Source organism: Chitinilyticum litopenaei DSM 21440 (assembly GCF_000428145.1).
Classification (GTDB): Bacteria; Pseudomonadota; Gammaproteobacteria; order Burkholderiales; family Chitinibacteraceae; genus Chitinilyticum; species Chitinilyticum litopenaei.
The window spans coordinates 36,727-57,986 of record NZ_ATZJ01000015.1 but is presented as its reverse complement, the minus strand read 5'-3'; the positions used below and the strand labels follow the sequence as shown (position 1 = coordinate 57,986).

The 21,260-nt window shown below is 65.2% G+C and carries 18 protein-coding genes; 11 read left to right on the top strand and 7 right to left on the bottom strand.

From position 1 onward, the window contains the following. The first annotated feature begins 101 nt into the window (after nucleotides 1-101). Nucleotides 102-1,013: a DMT family transporter gene (locus tag C515_RS0107780; protein WP_028455059.1), complete on the top strand. Its 912-nt coding sequence runs from the start codon at nucleotides 102-104 to the stop codon at nucleotides 1,011-1,013. A 103-nt stretch (nucleotides 1,014-1,116) separates the two neighbouring features. Here the strand turns inward: C515_RS0107780 and C515_RS20170 are convergent, their stop codons facing one another. Next, a complete protein-coding gene (locus tag C515_RS20170; protein WP_051304755.1) occupies nucleotides 1,117-2,742 on the bottom strand; it encodes a methyl-accepting chemotaxis protein in 1,626 nt (541 codons plus the stop codon). A 133-nt stretch (nucleotides 2,743-2,875) separates the two neighbouring features. On the opposite strand from C515_RS20170, the gene C515_RS20165 reads away from it, so the two are divergent. After that, a complete protein-coding gene (locus C515_RS20165) occupies nucleotides 2,876-3,457 on the top strand; it encodes a sugar O-acetyltransferase (protein WP_144290395.1) in 582 nt (193 codons plus the stop codon). A gap of 33 nt (nucleotides 3,458-3,490) precedes the next feature. Then, on the top strand, nucleotides 3,491-4,465 hold the full coding sequence (locus C515_RS0107765; protein WP_028455058.1) for a hypothetical protein: 975 nt from the start codon (nucleotides 3,491-3,493) through the stop codon (nucleotides 4,463-4,465). A gap of 266 nt (nucleotides 4,466-4,731) precedes the next feature. Here the strand turns inward: C515_RS0107765 and C515_RS0107760 are convergent, their stop codons facing one another. Next, the gene (locus C515_RS0107760; protein WP_028455057.1) at nucleotides 4,732-5,364 is read right to left on the bottom strand and encodes a nucleotide-binding protein; all 633 of its coding nucleotides are present in this window, start codon (nucleotides 5,362-5,364) and stop codon (nucleotides 4,732-4,734) included. 93 nt (nucleotides 5,365-5,457) lie between these two features. Between C515_RS0107760 and C515_RS0107755 the strand changes: the two genes are divergently transcribed. The 3 genes from C515_RS0107755 to thpR all read left to right on the top strand — a co-directional run bounded on the left by C515_RS0107755 (nucleotide 5,458) and on the right by thpR (nucleotide 7,556). Continuing rightward, nucleotides 5,458-5,889: a hypothetical protein gene (locus C515_RS0107755; protein ID WP_028455056.1), complete on the top strand. Its 432-nt coding sequence runs from the start codon at nucleotides 5,458-5,460 to the stop codon at nucleotides 5,887-5,889. A gap of 135 nt (nucleotides 5,890-6,024) precedes the next feature. Then, a complete protein-coding gene (locus C515_RS20160) occupies nucleotides 6,025-6,831 on the top strand; it encodes an NUDIX hydrolase (protein ID WP_051304753.1) in 807 nt (268 codons plus the stop codon). A gap of 104 nt (nucleotides 6,832-6,935) precedes the next feature. Then, nucleotides 6,936-7,556: an RNA 2',3'-cyclic phosphodiesterase gene (gene thpR, locus C515_RS22435; protein ID WP_158380792.1), complete on the top strand. Its 621-nt coding sequence runs from the start codon at nucleotides 6,936-6,938 to the stop codon at nucleotides 7,554-7,556. Nucleotides 7,557-7,585: 29 nt separating this feature from the next. Here the strand turns inward: thpR and C515_RS0107740 are convergent, their stop codons facing one another. Next, on the bottom strand, nucleotides 7,586-8,743 hold the full coding sequence (locus C515_RS0107740) for a benzoate/H(+) symporter BenE family transporter (protein WP_028455055.1): 1,158 nt from the start codon (nucleotides 8,741-8,743) through the stop codon (nucleotides 7,586-7,588). A gap of 180 nt (nucleotides 8,744-8,923) precedes the next feature. Between C515_RS0107740 and C515_RS22430 the strand changes: the two genes are divergently transcribed. After that, the gene (locus C515_RS22430; RefSeq protein WP_051304751.1) at nucleotides 8,924-11,332 is read left to right on the top strand and encodes an ATP-binding protein; all 2,409 of its coding nucleotides are present in this window, start codon (nucleotides 8,924-8,926) and stop codon (nucleotides 11,330-11,332) included. 92 nt (nucleotides 11,333-11,424) lie between these two features. Here the strand turns inward: C515_RS22430 and secA are convergent, their stop codons facing one another. After that, nucleotides 11,425-14,154, bottom strand: a complete 2,730-nt coding sequence (secA, locus tag C515_RS0107730; protein ID WP_028455054.1) for a preprotein translocase subunit SecA — start codon at nucleotides 14,152-14,154, stop codon at nucleotides 11,425-11,427. A gap of 119 nt (nucleotides 14,155-14,273) precedes the next feature. Further along, the gene (locus C515_RS0107725) at nucleotides 14,274-15,143 is read right to left on the bottom strand and encodes a M23 family metallopeptidase (protein ID WP_028455053.1); all 870 of its coding nucleotides are present in this window, start codon (nucleotides 15,141-15,143) and stop codon (nucleotides 14,274-14,276) included. A gap of 25 nt (nucleotides 15,144-15,168) precedes the next feature. Here C515_RS0107725 and C515_RS0107720 point away from each other — a divergent pair, with 25 nt between their 5' ends. Then, the gene (locus tag C515_RS0107720) at nucleotides 15,169-15,603 is read left to right on the top strand and encodes a DciA family protein (RefSeq protein WP_028455052.1); all 435 of its coding nucleotides are present in this window, start codon (nucleotides 15,169-15,171) and stop codon (nucleotides 15,601-15,603) included. A gap of 175 nt (nucleotides 15,604-15,778) precedes the next feature. Here the strand turns inward: C515_RS0107720 and C515_RS0107715 are convergent, their stop codons facing one another. Together C515_RS0107715 and C515_RS0107710 are read right to left on the bottom strand one after the other, a co-directional pair. Continuing rightward, nucleotides 15,779-16,414, bottom strand: a complete 636-nt coding sequence (locus tag C515_RS0107715; RefSeq protein WP_028455051.1) for a thiol:disulfide interchange protein DsbA/DsbL — start codon at nucleotides 16,412-16,414, stop codon at nucleotides 15,779-15,781. Between the two features lie 69 nt (nucleotides 16,415-16,483). Then, nucleotides 16,484-17,134: an SPOR domain-containing protein gene (locus C515_RS0107710; RefSeq protein ID WP_028455050.1), complete on the bottom strand. Its 651-nt coding sequence runs from the start codon at nucleotides 17,132-17,134 to the stop codon at nucleotides 16,484-16,486. Nucleotides 17,135-17,319: 185 nt separating this feature from the next. Here C515_RS0107710 and C515_RS0107705 point away from each other — a divergent pair, with 185 nt between their 5' ends. The 3 genes from C515_RS0107705 (at nucleotide 17,320) to C515_RS0107695 (ending at nucleotide 20,990) form a co-directional block, all read left to right on the top strand. Next, entirely contained in the window at nucleotides 17,320-18,477 is a 1,158-nt protein-coding gene (locus C515_RS0107705) for an imelysin family protein (protein ID WP_028455049.1), read from the top strand. Between the two features lie 76 nt (nucleotides 18,478-18,553). Continuing rightward, entirely contained in the window at nucleotides 18,554-19,960 is a 1,407-nt protein-coding gene (locus C515_RS0107700) for a di-heme oxidoreductase family protein (RefSeq protein ID WP_144290394.1), read from the top strand. A 31-nt stretch (nucleotides 19,961-19,991) separates the two neighbouring features. Then, nucleotides 19,992-20,990, top strand: coding sequence for an imelysin family protein (locus C515_RS0107695; RefSeq protein ID WP_028455047.1), 999 nt, complete (start codon nucleotides 19,992-19,994; stop codon nucleotides 20,988-20,990). The last annotated feature ends 270 nt before the right edge of the window (nucleotides 20,991-21,260 follow it).

Below are 21,260 nucleotides of genomic sequence, written 5' to 3'. Positions count from 1 at the left end.
GCGTCAGCAAGGTAAACAGCACCCACCACCGCGGCCAGTACGCTGCGGTGCATCCTACCCCTTACACCGCAGCCCGCCGCCGCACATGACGGAGCACTGCGATGACTGCCACCCTTCCCCGTTTTACCCCGCACCAGACCGGCGTTGCGCTGGCGGTGCTTGCCGCCACCGGTTTTGCGCTCAAGGCTGTCTTCATCAAGTTTTCCTATGCGCACGGCGCCGATGCGCTCGACGTGCTGACCTTGCGCCTGCTCTTTTGCGTGCCGCTGATCCTGCTCGTGCGCATGCTGCGCCGCGATGCCGAGCAGCCGCCGCTCACCCCTGCGCAGTGGCGCTGGCTGGTGGTGCTGGGACTGTGCGGCTATTACCTCTCCAGCCTGCTCGACTTCCTGGGCCTGCAGACGGTCAGCGCCAGCCTGGAGCGCCTGATCCTCACGCTCTACCCCGGTTTCACCCTGCTCATGGGCTGGCTGGCCTTTGGCACGCGCATCCCCGGCCGCCTGGCGCTCGCCCTGCCGCTGAGCCTGGCCGGGACGCTGCTGGTAGCCGGCAGCGGTGGCGGACAGGCGCACGGCGATCTGGCCGGCATGCTGCTGATTCTGGGCAGCACGCTCAGCTTCGCCGTCTTTATGTGTTTCAGCGCGCCGGTCATCCGCCAGATCGGCGCGACGCGCTTTACCGAGCTGGCCCTGCTGGTTTCAGCCTCGGCACTGGTGCTGCATTATCTGGCGACGCGCGATCCGCAACGCCTGATCGGGCTGCCGCCGGCCGTCTGGCTGGATACGGCGATCATGGCGGTGTTCTGCACCATCCTGCCCGTCTATGCGATGACGATGGCGATGGACCGCATCGGCGTGGGCCGCACGGCACTGATCGGCAGCGTCGGGCCCATCCTGTCGATCGGACTGAGCATGGCGCTGCTGGGCGAGCACTTCACGCCGCTGCAATGGCTCGGCGCGGGAGTCGTGCTGATAGGGGTGCATCTCGCCAGCCAGAAGCAGGCCAAGGTATAAGGCCACAGCCCCTTTCATGAATAGGCTTCAGCAACATACCCATGAAAAAGCCCGCGGCCATGCCGGGCTTTTTTGCTGCGGGCCGCGCCCAGCTTGCGCTCCCTCAGCGCACGCGAAAACGCTGGACGGTCGCGCTGAGTTCGCTGGCCATGTGTTCGAGCTGCTGCACGGATTGCCCCATCGTGCGCGACGCCTGCGAAGTGGCCTCGGCCATGCTGGCGATGCGTTCGACATTGACGGCGATATCGCGCGTCGCGGCGCGCTGCTCCTGCATCTGCTCGGTAATCGTCGTCACCGCCAGCACCACGTCCTGGTTGCTGTCATTGATGCGGGTGATGCTTTCGCTGGCCTTGTTGGCCTGGTGCAGGCCTTCGCCAACGCGACGGCTGCCGTTGTCCATGCGGCTCACCGCCTGCTCGGCGCCCTGCTGGATGCTGTTGACCATTTGCGTGATCTGGCTGGCCGACTGGGCGGTGCGCTCGGCGAGCTTGCGCACTTCATCGGCAACGACCGCAAAGCCGCGCCCCTGCTCGCCGGCGCGCGCCGCTTCGATCGCGGCGTTCAGCGCCAGCAGATTGGTCTGGTCGGCCACATCGCGGATGACAACAACAATGCTGCCAATGTCACGAATTTTCTGGCCAAGTTCGGCAATCTGCACGGAAACGGTATTCACCTCGTCGGCAATCAGGCGCATTTCCTGGCTGGCGGCCAGCACGTCGCCATTGCCGGCCTGCGCCTGCTGACCGGCATCGCGCGCCTTGTGCTCGACTTCCAGCGTATTGTCGGCGACCTGCTCCATGCTGGTGCTGACCTGCTGCACGGCGGCGGCCATCGCGCTGGCGGAACTCGACTGCGCCTCCGAGCTGCCGGTCAGCTGCTGCGAGAGCGCGGTGAGCTGGTGGGCGGTGCCAGAGACATTCTCGGCGCTGCCGCGGATCTGGCGGATCATGTCGGTCAGCTTGCCCTGCATCTGCTGCAGCGCGGCCAGCAGGCGGCCGATCTCGTCGCTGCCGTAGCGCGTGCCCGACCAGTCGTGCGTGAGGTCACCTTCGGCAATGCGCCGCGCCACACTGGCGGCGCCATCGAGCTGGGCGGCAACCTTGCTGGCAATCACCCAGGCGACCGACAGGCCAATGATCACGGCCACCGCGCCCAGGCCCAGCATCAGCGATATCGCCGCCGTCGAGGCCGTGCGCGCGCTGTTGCGGTCGGCCTCCATCTTGCCGCGCAGGTGCTGGGCCAGCGCGTTCAGGCTGTCCTGCAGGCCCTGGCTGGCCTTGGCGTAATCCTGGTTGATCATGCGCCCGGCGATGGTGCGGTCAATCTGCAACTGGCTGATCAGCGCGGCGGTAGCGGCTTCCAGCCCCTTGTTCTTGGCTTCGACATCGGCAAACAGCGCTTGGGTGTCCACCTCGGCGAGCTTGCCTTTGAGTTCGGCAAGCTTGCCGACCATCTGCTTGCGGCCAGCCTCGGCTTTGGCCAGCACATCGTCCATGTCGCTGAGCGAATCGGCCAGCGGCGCATTGCGGATCAGCTGGCCGTTCTGCAGATTGATCTGCACGATTTCATTGGCCAGCACCACCTGCGGGTAGGTGGCGTCGACCAGATTGGCAAGCTGGCTGCGCACCTTGACCAGGCTGAAAAAGCCTACCGCCACCACCACCAGCAGCAGCGCCAGCACGCTGCCAAAGCCTGCCAGCAGGCGGGTGCGCAGTTTCCAGTTCGTCATGCTTGCCTCCGTCATGAACAACAGCAATGCGGGGAAAATCCCGGCAAATCCATTACAGGATAATGGTTTGCTTACATATTCGCCAGACCGCTTGGCCGGAGCCATAATCACGATGCACACCAAGGAAACCAGCATGCGCGACGAAACGACCATCCGCTATGCCTTTGCCGATCTGGGCAAGAATCACGCCGAGCATGCCAGGGAACACGCGCTGCTCGAACGCTACAATGCGCTGGATGGCGATTGCTGGGGGCCCGAAGCACGGGCGCTGCTCGATGAACTGCTGGCCGAAAACGGCGGCGCCACCATCATGACGCCGGCCTGGATCGGGCGCGGCAGCAATGTGCGCATCGGCCGCAAGGCCTTCATCAATGCCGGGGTGGTACTCGATGGCGCAGCGATGATCACCATCGGTCACCACACCCTGATCGGCCCGGGCGTGCGCCTGCTGACCGCCTTTCACCCGGTCGATCCGAGCGAGCGCCAGCGCTGGGCCTTCTGGGCACGACCGATCACCATCGGCGAGAATGTGTGGATCGGCGCCGATGCGCTGATCCTGGCCGGCGTGACCATCGGCGACCACAGCGTGATCGGCGCCGGCAGCGTCGTCACGCGCGATGTGCCGCGCTGCACGCTGGTGGCCGGCAATCCGGCGCAGGTCATCCGCCAGCTGGACGAACCGGACCCGGCTACACTGTATGAACTGAATCCCTGAATCCCTTCTTCGCCGCTTGCCCGGACCATCGCCATGCTGGAAAACCTCAAACGCCTGCTCAAGCGCCCCGACCCGCTGGCGCTGGTCGACCCCCTGCTGATCGACCAGCTGGCCGACCTCGCCTGCCCCCGCATCCGGCTGGCCAGCCGTTACCGGGAAAAACTGGCGCCCTATCTGGGCTGGGCCGAAGCGCGTGCCACCGAAACGGTGAGCCTGCTGCCCACCTCCCTGCCGCTGACGCCGGAAAGCTGGCGGCAACACCGCCTGCTGCAGCTGGTGTTCGCCACGCCGCAGCGCATGCAGGAAATCATCAACCAGGACAAGCGGCTGGCGGCCTGGTTTTACGACTGGCCACTGGCCGACCAGCTGTGCACGCTGCTGAGCGTCGACCCGCAGGAACAAACCCGCTACGGAGTGGCGGAGCAGGATGGCCAGCTGCGCCAGGATGTGCCGCAGCGCCTGCTGACCTTTCGCGAACACCGCTTTGGCCAGCTGACCGACAGCGAGGCGGGCTTGCACGCCCTGCTGCCGCTGCAGATCCTCGATCTGGTTGCCGGCCTCGCCCGCAGCGAAGTGGCCGCCCTGGAAAGCGAGAAAGCCCAGCTGGAGGAAGAAGTCGGCAATGCGCGGGTGATGCTGCGGCTGGGCAATGACGCCACGCCGCAAGCCGCAGCGGCGCGCCAGCAGCAGCAGGAGCGCATCCGCAGCCTGACCGCCGAGCTGGAGCGCACGCACGCGGCCATGAATCCGGATGCGCTGTGCGAGCTGCTGGTGACGCAGCTGGCCGCCACGCCGGATCTGCTGAGCATCGCGCAGCGCAGCTATACGGCCAACCGCCTGGGCCTGCTCGACACTGGCGACGACGACGAGGAGCAACTGCTGCTTACCGAATGCACGCTGGCGCGCACGCCGCCGCTGACGCGCGTGCTGATCCCGGTCATCATCCCCCGCACGCAGGTGGCCGCTCACAATCCCGATCAGGGCGGCTTCAAGCCGGCCTTGCTGTAGTTTTTACCTGCGCAGCCAGCGACTGGCGCCGTTGCTCGCATGGCTCGCCAGTCGCTTGTCGAAGCGGCGGCGATGCCTGCTGGACAAGGCAGTGGACGTTGATTGCCACGTCTGGACAAGACGCCCGGGGCGGGCATCACCACAAGCCAGCGCGGCTCTCTCGCCTTGCTGCTTATTGGTCAGGCAACAGCTAGCGGCCCGGTTATTGCCTCGCCACGCGCAAACCGGCCATCCGTTACAGGCGTTTCTCACCTGCCCAAATCCAATCAGCGGCGCGGCGCCGTTACCCAATCCAGCAGTGGCTGCCACTGCTCGCGATCCAGTCGCGTGCGCGCAGGCGACAGATCAAACAGCGTCATGCCGCGCGCCACGGTGTCACGATAAACCGTGGCATCGCGCAGCTGCGTCAGCAAGGGTATGTCATGGGCTTCTAGAAAGGGTATCAGCTCACGACCATTGCTGCTCCTTGGGTTGACACGCATACCTACGGCAGCAACCCGGATTTGCTCACGGCGTACCGCGCGGCTTTCAGCCAGGGCCTCGAAGAATTCACCACTGGCCCAGAAATCGAAGGCACCGGTCTGCAAGGGCACGATAACCTGGTCGACCATCTCAAGCAGGGCCTTGAGCTTCTTGCCATGCAGGCCGGCAGGCGTGTCGAGGATGGCGACCTGCGTGCCGCGCGGCGGGCGCGCCGGCTCGCCGGGATGCACCTCCCAGCCATGAATGCGCGGCAAGGCAGGCGGGCGCAGGGCCAGCCAGTGCGCCAGTGATTGCTGGCGGTCGGTGTCGCCCAGGAGCACCTGGTCTTCCTGCCAGGCGAACCAGGCGGCGAGGTGGGCGGCCAGCGTGGATTTCCCGCTTCCCCCCTTGGGATTGGCAATCAGGATTTTTCGCATTGCTTACAAAGCTGTCTTGAAACTGTAACAGTCTATACCGTATGAATGGTTTACAGTGTGAATCATTGATGACAGCCACGCCAAGGAAGCACCATGAACAGCAAGGTCAGCCCCACCGTCACTCCGGCCCCCGCCGCCCCCACTTCCCGCCGCAAGCCGGCAGCCCGCAAGCCCGCTGCAGTCGTCAGCGAACTGGTCCAGGCGCCAGTCGCCGACGCCCCGCCTGCGGCCGAAACGCCCGCTGCAGCAGCAGCCCCACTTGGCAAGGCCGTGGACGAGCGCAAGAGCGGCGAGAAGAAAAAGGCCGTGAAGGTCAAGCTGGTGCGCGACAGCTACACCATTCCCGACCATGAATATGCCCAGCTGGCCGTGCTGAAGGGCCGACTGCTCAAGCAAGGCGCCGAATTCAAGAAGAGCGAGCTGCTGCGCGCCGGCCTCCTGCTGCTCTCGACGCTGGACGACGCGGCCCTGCAGGCGGCGGCGGGCCGGGTCGAGCGCATCAAGACCGGGCGCCCGGCACGCTGAGGAGGCAAGCCGGGCCACGCGCCCGGCCACACTCTTTCGCAGGATGTTTCATACGAGTAACTGACCATCAGCAGCACAGGGCCGTCATCGTGCTGTCCTATAGTAAGCAGACCCACCCCACTCACGCCGACACCCATGCTGCACAACGTGCTTGCCGATTACCGCCAGCGTATTCCCCGCTTTCGTGCCGATGGCCTCCTGCGTTTCCATGCCGCCGGCTGGGCGCTGGGCTGGATCAGCCCGGACATCGCCGATTTGCTGCACCGCTTTGATGCGCGCTTTGCCGCCCAGCGCGACGGCTTCGGTCTCGCGCCGGCGCTCAGCCAGCGCCAGCTGCAGCTGGCCATGCGCGAGGCCGCGCAAATGCTGCACGAGGCCGGGCTGGTCAGCGGCTGGCGCGACGAGGAATACACCTGTTGCGCGCCGGACGCGCGCGGCTGGCCCGATCCGCAGCAGCCGCTGTTCGATCTGGAGCGTGGCGTTTTTCGCCGCTTCGGCCTGACCAGCCGCGCCGTACACATCAATGGCTATAGCGGCCGGCACCTCTGGATAGGCCGGCGTGCCAGCAGCAAGGCGGTCGATCCCGGGCGGCTCGACAATCTGGCGGCCGGCGGCCTGGCGGCCGGCGAGGAGCTGGCCGCCTGCGCCATCCGCGAGCTGGGCGAGGAAGCCGGCATTCCGGAAATCGTCGCCGCCCGCCTGCAAGCCTGCGGTGCCGTGCGCAGCCTGCGCAACGAGGCCGATGGCACGCACGACGAAATCCTCTACTGCTACGACCTGGCCCTGCCTGATGGTCTGCTGCCGGCCAATCGCGACGGCGAAGTGGCCGAATTCCTGCGACTGGACTGGGAGGATGCCGCCGAACGGCTGGATGAATTTACCCACGACGCCGGCTGGGTTACGGCGGACTTTCTGCTGCGCCATCATGAGCAGCCCGCTTGAAACCCGGAAAATCCATTGGGCGGCTCTTCGAGCCTGCACAGGCGCTGGCGACCGTTTTGCGGCACCTTCACGCCCTTGCCTCGCGCCCATAGCAGGCTATGGACTTGTCACAAGCGCCTGAATTTGCTCGCGAAACGCCTCGCCATCACCTCGCGCCCCAATCGATTATCCGGGTTGAACGCTGGTTCATCGGCGTGGCCGTGCCGGCGCGGCTGCGCCCACGGCTGTGCAGCATCCGCGACACGCTGCAACTTGAGCACGGCGGCAAGGCGATGCCCGCCGCCAATCTGCACCTGACGCTGGCATTTCTGGGCGACACGCCAACCGTGCGCCTGCCCGAACTGGCGGCACTGATCGCTGCGCAGGACTGGCCGGCGCAAACGCTGCGGCTGGATCGCATCGGCAGCTTCAGCGCCGGTAGTGGCGTGGTCTGGCTGGGCTGCAAGCAGCCGGATCAACAGCTGCTCGACCACGTCGCCCGCCTGCACGCCGCACTGCAGCGGGCCGGCTTTCCGCACGATGAGCGCCCATATTGCCCCCACCTGACGCTGCTGCGCGGCACGCGCGCGCCACAAACCCGGCTGGCACCCGCGCTGCACTGGCCACTGGGGCCGATCACCCTGTTTGCCTCGCTGCCGGGCGAGCGCGGACCATCCTATGCCATCCGCACCCAGGGGCACGACCCGCATACCCAAGCTCCCATAGGACTGCAACCAAACCGGTAGAAAGCTTGCAGCTCAATACCCCTTAAAAGCTAGCGCCTGTAACGCAACACCAGCAGGGCCAGCGAGCCGCCGACCAGCCCCCAGAATGCCGAACCGATGCCGAACAGGGTCACGCCCGACGCCGTGATCAGGAAGGTAATCAGCGCCGGCTCGCGGTGCGCTTCATCGCGCATTGCAATCGCCAGCCCGGCGCCCAGCGTGCCAAACAGCGCGAGACCGGCAATGGCCAGCACCAGGGCCGGCGGAAAGGCGGCGAACAGTGCGCCCACCGTCGCGCCGAACACGCCCAGCAGGACATAAAACACCCCGGCGGCAACACTGGCAAGATAGCGGCGCTGCGGGTTTTCATGCGCCTCGGGACTCATGCACAGCGCAGCGGTGATCGCGGCCAGATTCAGGGCAAAGCAGCCAAAGGGCGCCAGCACGAGGTTGACCAGCCCCGTGCCGGTCAGCAAGGCCGACACCGGTGGCCGATAACCATTGGCCTGCAGCGTCGCCACCCCCGGAATGTTCTGCGAGGCCATGGTCACCACAAACAGCGGCAGACCCACGCCCAGCAACACGGCCGGCGTAAAGACCGGCGTGGTCCAGAGCGGGCTTGCCAGCTGCAGCTCGAGCGCCTGCCAGCGCAGCTCGCCCTGCCCGGCCGCAATCAGCATGCCGGCCAGCAGCACCAGTGGAATCGCATAGCGCGTTTGCGCCCGGCGCAGGAGCAGGTAAGCGACGAACATGCTGGCGACCAGCAGCAGGCTTTGCGGCATGGCCGTGAACACATTCATGCCGAAACGCGCCAGGATGCCGGCCAGCAGGGCAGCGGCCAGCGGCAGCGGAATGCGGTTCATCAGCCGTTCGAAAATCCCGGTGACGCCACACAGCGTGATCAGCAGCGCCGAGAGCAGAAACGCGCCGGTTGCTTCGCCCAGGCTGACGCCGGACAGACTGGTGATCAGCAAGGCTGCACCCGGCGTTGACCAGGCCGTCACCACCGGAATGCGGTAGCGCAGGGACAGGGCAATGCAGGTCAGCCCCATGCCCAGCCCGAGCGCCCACAGCCAGGACGCCAGCTCGGCCGGGCTGGCGCCAGCGGCGCGGGCAGCCTCGAAAATGATGGCCGCCGAGCTGGTGTAACCCACCAGCACGGTCACCAGGCCAGCCGTCAGTGCCGGCCAGTCAGCACGCTGCAACATCTTGTCTTTCCCCTGCTTGTCCGTGCCGCATTATCGCTTGCCTGCGGCGCGGAACCCCAGTTTCTTTCAGGGAAGGTGGCGACTATGCTGAAAGCTGACGCCGCGCCCCCGCGGCACACCCTGCCGATTGCGGGCTTGCTCGCTCCCACTCGAAACTGCACAAGGGCGGATTCAACGCGCATGCCGATTCCCACCACGCCGGCCATCTCCGAATTACTGGCCAGCATCGCCGCCATCCCCGTCGACCGTCTGGGCGAAGCCCGCCAGCAATGCGAAAGCGGCTTTCTGACGGCCAGGCTATTGCGCGATTACGCAGGCTTTGTCGCGCTGGCCGAGCACTACAGCCGCATCATGGATACGCTGGGCCAGGCCGTGCATGCCCGCGACCCGCTCTACGAAGCACTGCAGATCGCCGAATCGCTGCACCTGTTCGCCGCCGAAGCCAGGCTGCTGGAAGCCATTGGCCGCAGCCATTATGTGGAGGGCGAATACCGCAGCGCGCTCCAGTTCTGGGCGCGTTGCCTCGAAGTCGCCTCACTGGCGCATGAATGGACCTCGCTGGTGCTGGCGCGCATTGGTCTGGGCATGATCCATGACGCGCTGCAGGACCACGCCAAGGCCGTCGCCATCCACCGCGATGCCCTGCAGCTGATCCGCGACTACCGGCTCGACAGCCCGATGCTGGAGGCCAAGGCCCGCATCAATCTGGGACGCAACCTCATGCTGCTGGGCCAGCTCGACGAAGCGGAGGCCGAATACCAGCACGCGCTGACGCTGTGTGCGGCGCATGGCCTGCACGAGTTCCACACCGAATCCTGCTTTCGCCTGGCCGAAACCCGGCTCGCGCAGGATCACCTCGATGGTCTGCAGACACTGCTGGACGAGACGCTGGCGCGCGCGCGCAGCGCCGGCTACCGCTGGACGGAAGTGCATACCGTGCGCCTGCTGGCGCAGCTGGCCGAACGCCAGGGCAACTATCCGCGCGCCCTGCCGCTGTTCGAAGAGGCCATCGGCTTTGCCGAAGCCATCGCCAACCGTCACCTGCTGGCCTCCATCCTGCTCGACGCTGCCCACTGCGCCGAAGTGGCGGGCGACCCCAGCCTGGCGCTGCGCTACTGCCAGCGCGGTCACGCCATGGAGCTGGCCGTACTGCGCGAAGCAGCCCCCGAACGCATGGGCGAGCTGGAAAGCTGGGCCGGGCTCAACCCCTCCAGCAGCCAGCGCCTGCTGGAGCTGTCCAACAGCAGCTGCGTTGACCAGGGCGATCTGGAACAATCCTTCGAGCTGCTGACCATCGCCGCCTGCCAGATCATGGACATTACCCGGGCAGGGATATGGCTGTATGCCGAGAGCGAGCAAAGGCTGCAGCCACATACCGTCAAGCAGGGCAATGGCCTGCCGGCGCCCATGCCGCCCGAATTCACCGCCAGCGCCAGCCCGGCGCTGTTTGAGTGGCTGGCGCGCGGCGGCCCCCTGGTGGCGCACGATGCCCGTCACCACCAGCTGACCTGGGAAATGGACAAGCCCTATCTGTCGCAGCACGACATCCGCTCACTGCTGGCCTTTCCCCTGCGCATGGAACGGCGCATCGTCGCCATCCTGGTCTGCGAGGTCAGCGGCAGCCAGCGCAACTGGACACCGGAAGACGTCGCCCGCGGCAACCAGCTGGCCGACATTGCCACACGCGCACTGCTCAACCAGGCCCGCCAGGCCGACCAGCAAAGCATCCAGCAGCTCAATACCGAGCTGCAGCAGGCCAATGCCGAGCTGGAGCGGCGCGTGGCCAGCCGGACGGCCGAACTGCAGCAGGCCATGAACCAGCTGGTGCAGACCGAAAAACTGGCGGCGCTGGGCAGCCTCGTCGCCGGCGTGGCGCATGAACTGAACACGCCGCTGGGCATTTCGCTGACCACCGCCACCACCTTTGGCGACGCGGCCAAGACCCTGCGCCGCAAGCTGAACGAGGGCGGCATCAAGCGCAGCGAGCTGGACGATTTTCTGAACCAGACTTGCGAAGCGGCCAGCCTGCTGGAGCACAATGCCTGGCGCGCGGCCGAGATGATCGGCAATTTCAAGCAGGTCGCGGTGGACACGGCCTCCGACCTGCGCCGGCGCTTCGATCTGGCAACCACCGTTGGCGAAGTGCTGTTCGCCATCGGCCCGCGCTTCAAGCACACCCGCCACCAGATCCACACCGACATCGCACAGGGCATCGAGCTCGACAGCTATCCCGGCGCACTGGAGCAGGTGCTGGCCAACCTGATCAACAATGCGCTGATACACGGCTTTGCCGGCAAAAGCGCCGGCGAGATCCGCATCGGCGCCAGCGCCGACGAGCAACAGGTGCAGCTGGTCTTCAGTGACGATGGCTGCGGCATTCCGGCCCATTTGCAGAAAAAGGTCTTCGAGCCGTTTTTCACCACACGCTTTGGCCAGGGCGGCAGTGGCCTGGGACTCTATCTGGTCTACACGCTGGTATGCGGGCGACTGGCCGGGCAGATTGAACTGCTGAGCGAGGAAGGGCACGGCGCGCGCTTCATCATCACCCTGCCGCGCGTGCACCCCGATCCACCCGATGCGCCAGCCTGAAGTGGCAATGACAAAGGCCGGCTAAAGCCGGCCTTTGTTCTTTCTGCTGCTGCGCCTTCAAGCACCAAGCGCCGCAAGCCGCGGCCTGCGCATCAGCTCAGCGCGCCATGGCAATGCTTGAACTTCTTGCCCGAACCGCAAGGGCAAGGGTCGTTGCGGCCGACATTCGCATACGGATTGCTGGCCGGCGTGGCCTGGAATTCGTGATCCGGATTGGCGAGCGAGGCCTCGCCGGCGAAGGCCGGCTGGACTTCGTCGTGACGGAAGGTCATCGCGCTTTCCGGCAGCGCTTCCGGCTCGGGCACGGCCAGGTCTTCCGGGCTGCGGATCTGCACCTTCATCACCACGCTGATGGTGTCGCGCTTGATGCGCTCCAGCAGTTCGGCAAACAGCTCGAAGGATTCGCGCTTGTATTCCTGCTTCGGGTTCTTCTGGGCATAGCCGCGCAGGTGAATGCCCTGGCGCAGGTGATCAAGCGCGCCCAGATGCTCGCGCCAGTGCTGGTCGAGGAATTGCAGCAACACCGAACGCTCGAAATGACGGAAGCCCTGCTCGCCGGCCTGTTCCAGCTTGCTGGCATAGGCGGCACGCGCCGCATCAACCACACGCTGGCGCATGTCATCGGTGGACAGGCCGGTTTCATCCTTGATCCAGCTGCTGACCGGCAGGTCGAGTTCGAAGTCGGCCAGTGCGCGCTCAAGACCCGGCGCATCCCACAACTCTTCCATCGAGTTGGGCGGAATGTACTGATCGAAGAGATCGGCAAACACCCCATCGCGCAGTGCGGCGATGGTTTCGGCGACATCCTCGTTTTCCAGCAGCTCATTGCGTTGCGCGTAGATCGCCTTGCGCTGCTCGTTGGCGACGTCATCGTATTCCAGCAGCTGCTTGCGGATGTCGAAGTTGCGGCCCTCGACCTTGCGCTGCGACGATTCGATCGCGCGGCTGACCATGCGCGATTCGATGGCTTCGCCTTCCGGAATCTTCAGCATGTTCATGACGGCCGACACACGCTCGCCACCGAAAATGCGCAGCAGCGGGTCTTCCAGCGACAGGTAGAAGCGGCTGGAGCCCGGATCGCCCTGACGGCCGGAACGGCCGCGCAACTGGTTGTCGATGCGGCGGGACTCGTGACGCTCGGTACCGATGATGTGCAGACCACCGGCAGCAACCACAGCGTCGTGCACCGGCTGCCAGGCGGCCTTCAGCTCGGCGATGGCAGCATGCTTGCCCTCATCGTTCAGTTCGGCGTTTTTCTCGATTTCGCGGATCTTGGCTTCCAGGCTGCCACCCAGCACGATGTCGGTACCGCGACCGGCCATATTGGTAGCGATGGTCACCGCAGCGGGGCTGCCGGCCTGCGCGACGATGTCGGCTTCACGGGCATGCTGCTTGGCATTGAGCACATTGTGCTCGACACCCAGCTCCTTCAGGAGGCCGGAGAGCAGCTCTGACTGTTCGATGGACGTGGTACCCACCAGCACGGGCTGGCCGCGCTCGCTGCAATCCTTGATGTCGGCAATGATGGCCTGGTATTTCTCGTGGGCCGTCTTGAAGACCTGGTCCTGGCGATCCTGGCGGATCATCGGCCGGTTGGTCGGGATGATCACCGTTTCCAGGTTGTAGATCTGCTGGAATTCGTAGGCCTCGGTATCCGCCGTGCCGGTCATGCCCGACAGCTTGCCGTACATGCGGAAATAGTTCTGCAGCGTGATGCTGGCCAGCGTCTGGTTTTCCTGATTGATCTGCACGCCTTCCTTGGCCTCGATCGCCTGGTGCAGGCCGTCGGACCAGCGGCGACCGGTCTGCAGACGGCCGGTGAATTCGTCGACGATGACGATTTCGCCATCGAGCACCACATAATCCTTGTCCAGCGTGAACAGCGCGTGCGCCTTCAGCGCGGCGTTCAGATGATGCACCAGCGTGATGTTGCTGGCGGTATACAGACTGTCGCCCTCGGGCAGCAGACCCATTTCGGTGAGGATGTTCTCAACCTTTTCATGACCAGCTTCGGAGAGCAGCACCGAATTGGCCTTTTCGTCGACGTAGTAATCGCCCTCGCCTTCCTCGGTTTCCTGTCGGGTGAGCTGGCCGGGAACGCTGTTCATTGCCAGGTACATGTCGGTGCTGTCATCGGCAGGACCGGAGATGATCAGCGGCGTGCGCGCCTCGTCGATCAGGATGGAATCCACCTCGTCGACAATGGCGTAGGCCAGCTTGCGCTGTACCCGCTCTTCCTTGCGGAAGGCCATATTGTCGCGCAGGTAGTCAAAGCCGAATTCGTTATTGGTGCCGTAGGTGATGTCGCAGGCGTAGGCGTTCTGCTTTTGCTCGTGCGTCTTGCTGTTGAGGTTCACCCCGCAAGTCAGGCCCAGGAAGTTGTAGAGCTTGCCCATGGTGGCCGCGTCGCGCGAGGCCAGGTAATCGTTGACCGTGATGACGTGCACGCCCTGTCCGGTCAGTGCATTGAGGTAGGCCGGCAGGGTGGCGACCAGCGTCTTGCCTTCGCCGGTGCGCATTTCGGCGATCTTGCCCTGATGCAGGGTCAGCCCACCGATCAGCTGCACATCGAAGTGGCGCATGCCCAGCGTACGTACCGAGCCTTCCCGACAAACGGCAAAGGCTTCCGGCAAGAGCTGATCCAGCGTTTCGCCCTTGGCATAGCGTTCCTTGAATTCTTCGGTCTTGGCGCGCAGCGCTTCATCGGAGAGCGCCTGCATCTGCGGCTCGAGCGCATTGATCTGACGGACAACGACACGGTACTGCTTCAGCAAGCGGTCGTTGCGGCTACCGAAGACTTTCTTGAACAGGGAGGCAATCATGGTTTCTTCAACTCACCCGGGGCGGGTATGGTTTTATTGATCGGGCAGCGTCGCAGCATGAACTTCGTAAGATATGGCGTCAAGTTTTGCACATTCAAGCTGCGGCAATCCGACAGCGCTCAGGGCGAGGCCGCCAGCAGGACATCCGGAGCGACAAAGCGCAGCGGATTTTGCGCCACGCCCATGAAGCGGATTTCAAAATGCAGGTGCGGGCCGGTCGAGCGCCCGGTGCTGCCGACCCGGGCGATTTCCTGGCCCACCTTCACCGCCTGCCCCTCGCGCACCAGCAACTCGCTGGCATGAGCATAACGACTGCTCATGCCACGGCCGTGATCGAGGTCAACCATATTGCCGTATTGCGCATGCCAGCCGGCAAATTTCACCACGCCATCGGCGGCTGCCTGAATGGCCGTGCCGGTGGGCGCCGAAAAATCCAGCCCTTCGTGAAAGGCTGGCGAACCGCGAAACGGATCACTGCGCCAGCCAAAGCTCGACGTCTGCATGCCGCTGCCGATGGGCGCATGCACGGGCAATTCGGAGGTTTTCGGCTGCAAGAGCAGGGAATGCGCCACGGTCAGTACATCCAGATAGCCCTGGGACTCGTCACGGCTTTGCGCCAGCGCGCCGGACAGTTCAGCCAGCGAGGGCACACCCTGCGTGCGGAATACGCCGCCGCGCGGCGCGGAGGCCTCGCCCAGGAAAGGCTGCACATCCAGACCCGTCTTGCTGCCGACCTCGACAGCGAGCTGGTTCATGCGGGTCAGCCGCGCATGCAGCTCGCCGACCTGCCCCGCCAGCGCATCAAGCGTGGCGCGATCAGCGGGACTCAGCGCCGCCTGCTGCTGCACCGTGCGCACCGACCAGTAGCGACCGGCCAGGAATCCGGCTGTCAGCAGCAGTGCCAGACAGGGCAGCGCCAGCAGCAGCAGCTGACGGCCATCCAGCGAAACGGCCTTTGCCAAACGGTTGGAAACCACAATAACATCCACGGCAACTCTCCCGTACCGGATACCGATGAAATCGAGCCAGCGCGGCAATCCGCTGCAAACCGACCCGCAACTGCGCCCCCTGCTGCGCCAGGTCGCCGAGCTTGAGCGCCTGCTGGCGCGGCTGAGACGCTGCCTGCCGCCCGAAGTCGCGGCCTGCTGCCGTGCGGTGACCTGGTCGGGCAGCCAGCTGCTGGTGGCGGTAAGCAGCGGCGCGGCAGCCCAGCGCCTGCGCCATTGCGCCCCGGCGGCGATTCGCGCGCTGCAGGACGAGGGGGTTGCGCTGGACGCCATCGTACCCCGAATCAGCAGCGCGCTGCTGCCCGCCTGGCAGCCACCCAAGCAGCTGCAACTGAGCAATTCGGCCGCGGCCGCCTTTGACGAGCTCGCCGGGCAGGTCAGGGATCCGGAGCTGAAGGCTGCTGTTGAAGCCCTGCTGAGGCATCACGGCAAACGCCCATGAGTCAGACGCGTCATCCGTTCTGTTGAAGCCTGCCAGCGCAGCAAGGCCCAAACCCCGCTTCCTGCGTCTGCATGACTGAGCCGGGGCTTGCCCATCTGCAAAACGCAAGGCCGCGCCGGCGGACTTGCGGTCTGCCGCGCGGCCTTGACGTCAGGGCAGGCGCCCTCGGTCTTGCTTACTTCTTCTTGCCGCCCTTGGCGCGCTCCTGGGCAAGCAGGGCGTCGACGCTGCGCAGCACGGAATCTTCGGTGCCACCGCTGGCCTGGGCAATGTAGCGGCCGTTGACGATGAAGCGCGGCACGCCATCGACGCCATAGGCGCGGGTCATGGCCGCCTGCTTGGCCATCAGCGGGCCCATGCTGAAGCCGTTGTAGATCGCCTTGAATTTCTCGACATCCACACCCTGGCTCTTCAGCCAGCCGTGCAGCACATTCTCGCGGCGCAGTTCCAGCTTGTCCTGGTGGATGGCCTTGAACACGGCGGGCTGCAGCTTGGCATCCAGGCCCATGGCCTGCAGCGTCAGGAAGAGCTTCACATGGCCTTCACGGCTCGGGTCTTCCCAGTTGATGTGCACGCGGCGGAAATTCACGTCCTTGGGCAGCTTGGCGGCCCAGGCTTCGACATGCGGCTCGATGGTGTTGCAATGCGAGCAGCCGTACCAGAAAAACTCGATCACCTCGAGCTTGCCGGCCTGCGCAACCGGCTGCGGGCTGGCCAGCAGCTTGTAATCCTTGCCTTCCTGCAGGGCGGCATTCGCCAGGGACGCCGCCATCAGGCCGGCAGCCAGAACCAGTTTGCTAAACCAGCGCATCGGATGATCCTTTCTTTGTGAGTGGTCAGACGGCATCGACCCGTGGCCGGTGCCAGAGTTCAGAACGGCTTACTTGTTGCGAATGATCGTACTTTCAATCCCGTTGCTTTTCAGCATGCCGCGCACCTTGTCCATTTCCTCGGCACTGGCAAAGGGACCGACGCGCACGCGGTGCCACACGCCCTTGTCCGGCACTTCGCTGGTCATGATGCGCGACTCCAGCCCCAGCAAGGCAATCTTGGCCTTCAGATTGTCGGCCTCGGCCTCGCTCTGGAAGGCGCCGGCCTGCAGCCAGCCGCCCTTGGGGGCTTCCACCGTTGCCGGCGGACTGGCTTCCGGCTTGGCCGCCTTCACCGCAGTCGGCTTGAGTGTCTTTGTTTCCGACTCCGGCAGCATCTTGTAGAAATCGAATTGCGTATCACTGGCCTGCGCGGCCGGGCTGGCGGCCTGCGGCGGTGCGACCTCATCCTTGCTGCGCGCCGGGCGCAGGATTTCGGGCTTGGCCTGCGAGGCGCTGCTGGCCGCAGTCTGCGGCGGATTGGCTGAATTGGCAGTGAACGGACTGGCGCTGCGATTCAGATAGATCGTCACCCCGACCGCAACGGCTACGCCGATGAACAGGCCAATCAGCAATCCGGCCAGCAGCGAGCTGCCGCCGCTGCTGGAGTGCCTGGACGAAGAGTGGCCCGACGAGCGGGATTTGCGGGCGGTACTGGACATGAAAACAAACGCTCCGTGGCTGATTCTGGCGGCGATTATACGCGCAGCCCACCGGACTGCACGTCTTGCGCTCCGGCTGTGGCATCAGCGGCAAGGCAGGAAAAACAGGAAGCATTTGCATTGCGCAGACAACAAGGTCGATAATCATTCGCATTGAAACACATGCCATTCCGGATCACGCCACCATGCCCACCCGTCTCCTGCGCCGCCTGCTGGCCGGCAGCCTGCTTGCCCTTGCGCTCTCCAGTGGGGTATACGCCGCCAACCAAGATACAGATTTGGTTACCAAGCAATACGCCACCCTTGTATATGCCAGCTACAGCGACACGCTCGCCGCCGCGCGCGATCTGCAGGCCAGCATCGATGCCTTCGTCGCCGCGCCCAGCGCAGACGGCCTGACCAAGGCGCGCAAGGCCTGGCTGGAAGCGCGCGAATGGTATGGCCAGACCGAAGCCTTCCGCTTCTACGGCGGCCCGATCGACAGCGACACCGGCCCGGAAGGCATGATCAACGCCTGGCCGCTCGATGAAGCCTATATCGACGGCGTGAAGGGCAAGCCCAGGGCCGGCATCGTCAACAACGCCAAGGTAAAGATCGAGCCCGCCACGCTGCGCAAGCTGAACGAGCGCGGCGGCGAGGAAAACATCGCCACCGGCTGGCACGCGATCGAATTCCTGCTGTGGGGCCAGGACTTCAGCAAGACCGGCCCGGGCAACCGCGCCTACACCGATTTCACCACCGCGCCGAACGCCGAGCGCCGCAGGCAGTATCTGCAGACCGCCGCCGCCATGCTCGTCGAAGACCTCGCCAGCGTGCACAAGGAATGGACGCCGGACACCGCCGGCAACTACCGCGCCCAATTCGTCGCCGGTGGCGAGCAAAGCCTGAAGAAAATCCTGACCGGCATCGGCACGCTCAGCCGCGGCGAGCTGGCCGGCGAGCGCATCGAAGTCGCGATGGACACGCAAAACCAGGAAGACGAGCACAGCTGCTTTGCCGACAACACGCACCGCGACATCGTGACCAACGCTCGCGGCATCCAGAACGTCTGGGAAGGCCGCTATGTGAGCCGCGACGGCAAGACGCTGGAAGGCGCGAGCCTGAAGGCGCTGGTTGCGCAGAAGAATGCCGAGGTGGCCGACAAGGTGTCGCAGCAGATCGGCGCAACGGTCGCGCTGGCCGAGCAGATCCAGGCGCCATTCGACCAGGAAATCATCGGCAAGAAGGACGCACCGGGGCGCAAGCGCGTACAGGCGGTGATCGACGCGCTGAAGGCGCAAACCAAGTCGCTGGTCGAAGCCGCGCAGGCGCTGGGCATCAAGCGCCTGAACACCAGCGTGTGATGTTGCGCTGCCGCCAAGGCCCCGCCCCGAGCGGGGCTTTGGCGTTTCTGTTCACCCGATTGCCGAAGCCCATCCCATGCGCATGAAAACCACCCTCAGCCTGTGCGGCCTGCTTTTAGCCGGCTCGGTGCTGGCCTACGAAGCCGGCGCCGTGCTGGCGATGCTCGAACCCGGCGAAGAGCTGCCCGGCGGCGAAGCCGGCACCACCGACGACTTCGGCAAGAATGCCTTCTCGCTGCCGATGCCGGGGCTTTCCGACCAGCAGAAAACCGACTTCGTCGTCGGCAACTCGTTTTTCAAGAAGCCCTGGGTCGAAGCGCCGTCGTCGACCGCCGCGCGCGACGGGCTGGGCCCGCATTTCATCGCGCAGTCCTGCGGCGCCTGCCACGCGCTCGACGGCCGCGGGGCGCCGCCGGATTTCGACGACGGTATCCAGCAGGAACAGCCACTGGCGCTCTTGCTGCGTCTGTCGGTTCCCGGCAGGAACGGCCCGCAGCCGCACCCGGTGTACGGCGACCAGTTCAACAACCGCGCCATCCCCGGCGTAAAGCCCGAAGGCGAGATTGCCATCAGGTATACCGAGCAAACCGGCAATTTTGCTGACGGTGAGACCTATACCCTTCTCAAACCTCACTATTCGTTCAGCAAACTCAATTACGGCCCCATGCCGGCCGACATCCAGGTGTCGCCACGCGTCGCGCCGCAGATGATCGGCCTGGGCCTGCTCGAAGCGATTCCGGAAGCCGACATCCTTGCCAACGCGGCTCGTCAGAAGGCGGAGAACAAGGGCATCGCCGGCCAGCCCAATTATGTGTACGACGTCTTCGCCAGGCGCGAGCTGATCGGCCGCTTTGGCTGGAAAGCCAATGTCGGCAGCATTGCGCATCAGAGCGCCGGCGCCTTCCACGGCGACATCGGCATCACCTCCGCGCAGTTCCCGCAGGAAACCTGCACACCGGCGCAAAAGGATTGCGCGCGCTCGCCGAGCGGCGGCAAGCCGGAAATCGGCAAGAAAAAACTCGACCAGGTCATCCTCTACTCGCGCACGCTGGCCGTTCCCGCGCGCCGTGACGCCGACACACCGGAAGTACTGCGCGGCAAGCAGGTATTCGCCCAGAGCCAATGCATTTCCTGCCATACCGCCTCATACACCACAGGGGCATTTGCGGCGGTGCCGCAGCTGGCCGGCCAGAAGATCTGGCCCTACACCGACCTGCTGCTGCACGACATGGGCGAGGGGCTGGCCGATCACCGCCCGGATGGCCGCGCCAATGGCCGGCAATGGAAAACGCCGCCGCTGTGGGGGCTGGGTCTGGTGCCAGCGGTGAACGGCCACTCGCGCCTGCTGCATGACGGCCGCGCGCGCAACGCCAGCGAAGCCATCCTGTGGCACGGCGGCGAGGCCGAAGCCAGCAAGCAGGCCTATCTCGCACTGCCCAAGGCCGACCGCGAGGCGCTGCTGGCCTTCCTGAAATCGCTGTGATCCCGCTGTTGATCCCCTTGCCAAGGACACCATGATGCTGAAGACGATGATCCCCGGTCTGCTGCTCGCCAGCCTGGCCCCCTTCGCGCAGGCCGAGCCGCAAACACCGGGCCCCACCTGGTCTATCGGCTGGCTGGATGCCGGCTATCTGCCGCGCCACGCCGCGCTGGGCCAGGCCGCCGACACGCTGGCCAGCGCCAGCGCAGCACTGTGCGCGAAGCCCGACAAGGCGACACTCTACAAGGCCCGTGCGGCCTGGCTTGCCACCAGCCAGGCCTGGCGCGCGATGGATGGTGCATCGGGCGGGCCGATGGTGCTTGAACGCCTGGGCCGCAAGATCGACTTCCGCCCGACCCGACCCGCCGACATCGAGGCCAGCCTGGGCCTTGCTGCTGCCGAGCGGCTGGGCAATGTCGCCACGCGCGGCCTGGCCGCTGCCGAGTACCTGCTGTGGGGCGAGAAGCAGCCGGCGCAGCAGTTGGCCAAGCTGCGCGACGCGCAGCGCTGCGCGATGCTGGCGGAAATCGGCCGGCAGGTGGCATCCGACGTGCACGCGCTCGACGCCGGCTGGCAGAGCTATCGCCAGCAGCTGGGCGGCGAGTCGGATTTCTTCCGCCAGAACCTGCTTTCCGAGCACATCAACCTGATGATCGCCGCGCTCGAAGGCCTGCAAAAGCGCCTGCCCAAGGACGAAGCGCCCAGACCGGCCAATTTCATCGAATGGCGCAGTGGCAGCAGCAAGTCGCAACTGCTCGCGCAGATCGGCGGCTTCGGGACGGCCTTCTTTGCCACGCCGGGCCCGGCGGGCAGGCTCAATGGCGATCTGGCCGCCAGGATGCAGGCTCGCTTTGACGCCGCCCGCAAGGATTGCGCCGCACTGCCCGACCCGCTGGAAACGAGCGGCGCAGCCAGCCACGCCGCGCGCAAGCAATGCAGCAAGGCGCTGTCCGCGCTGAAAACCGTGCTGCAGGACGAGGTCGCCGTCGAGCTCGACCTGACGCTGGGCTTCACCGAAGGCGACGGCGATTGATGTGATTGGCGACGGATGTGATGAGGCCAAAAACCCAGTCAACCACAGAGGCACAGAGATCACAGAGAAAAGCGGGAGCAAACCTCTGCATCTCTCAAGGTTTTTCCTGATTAGGTAGCCAGCTCAGCAACTCGTCATACCGGCGTCCCACGGGGATTCCCTTCGGTCAAAGCCGGTATCCAGAGCGCTGCTTGAACAGGCATTGCAGCTAGATTCCCGCTTTCGCGGGAATGACGAATTGTACTTTGCTGAGGCAGCTACCTAATCAGG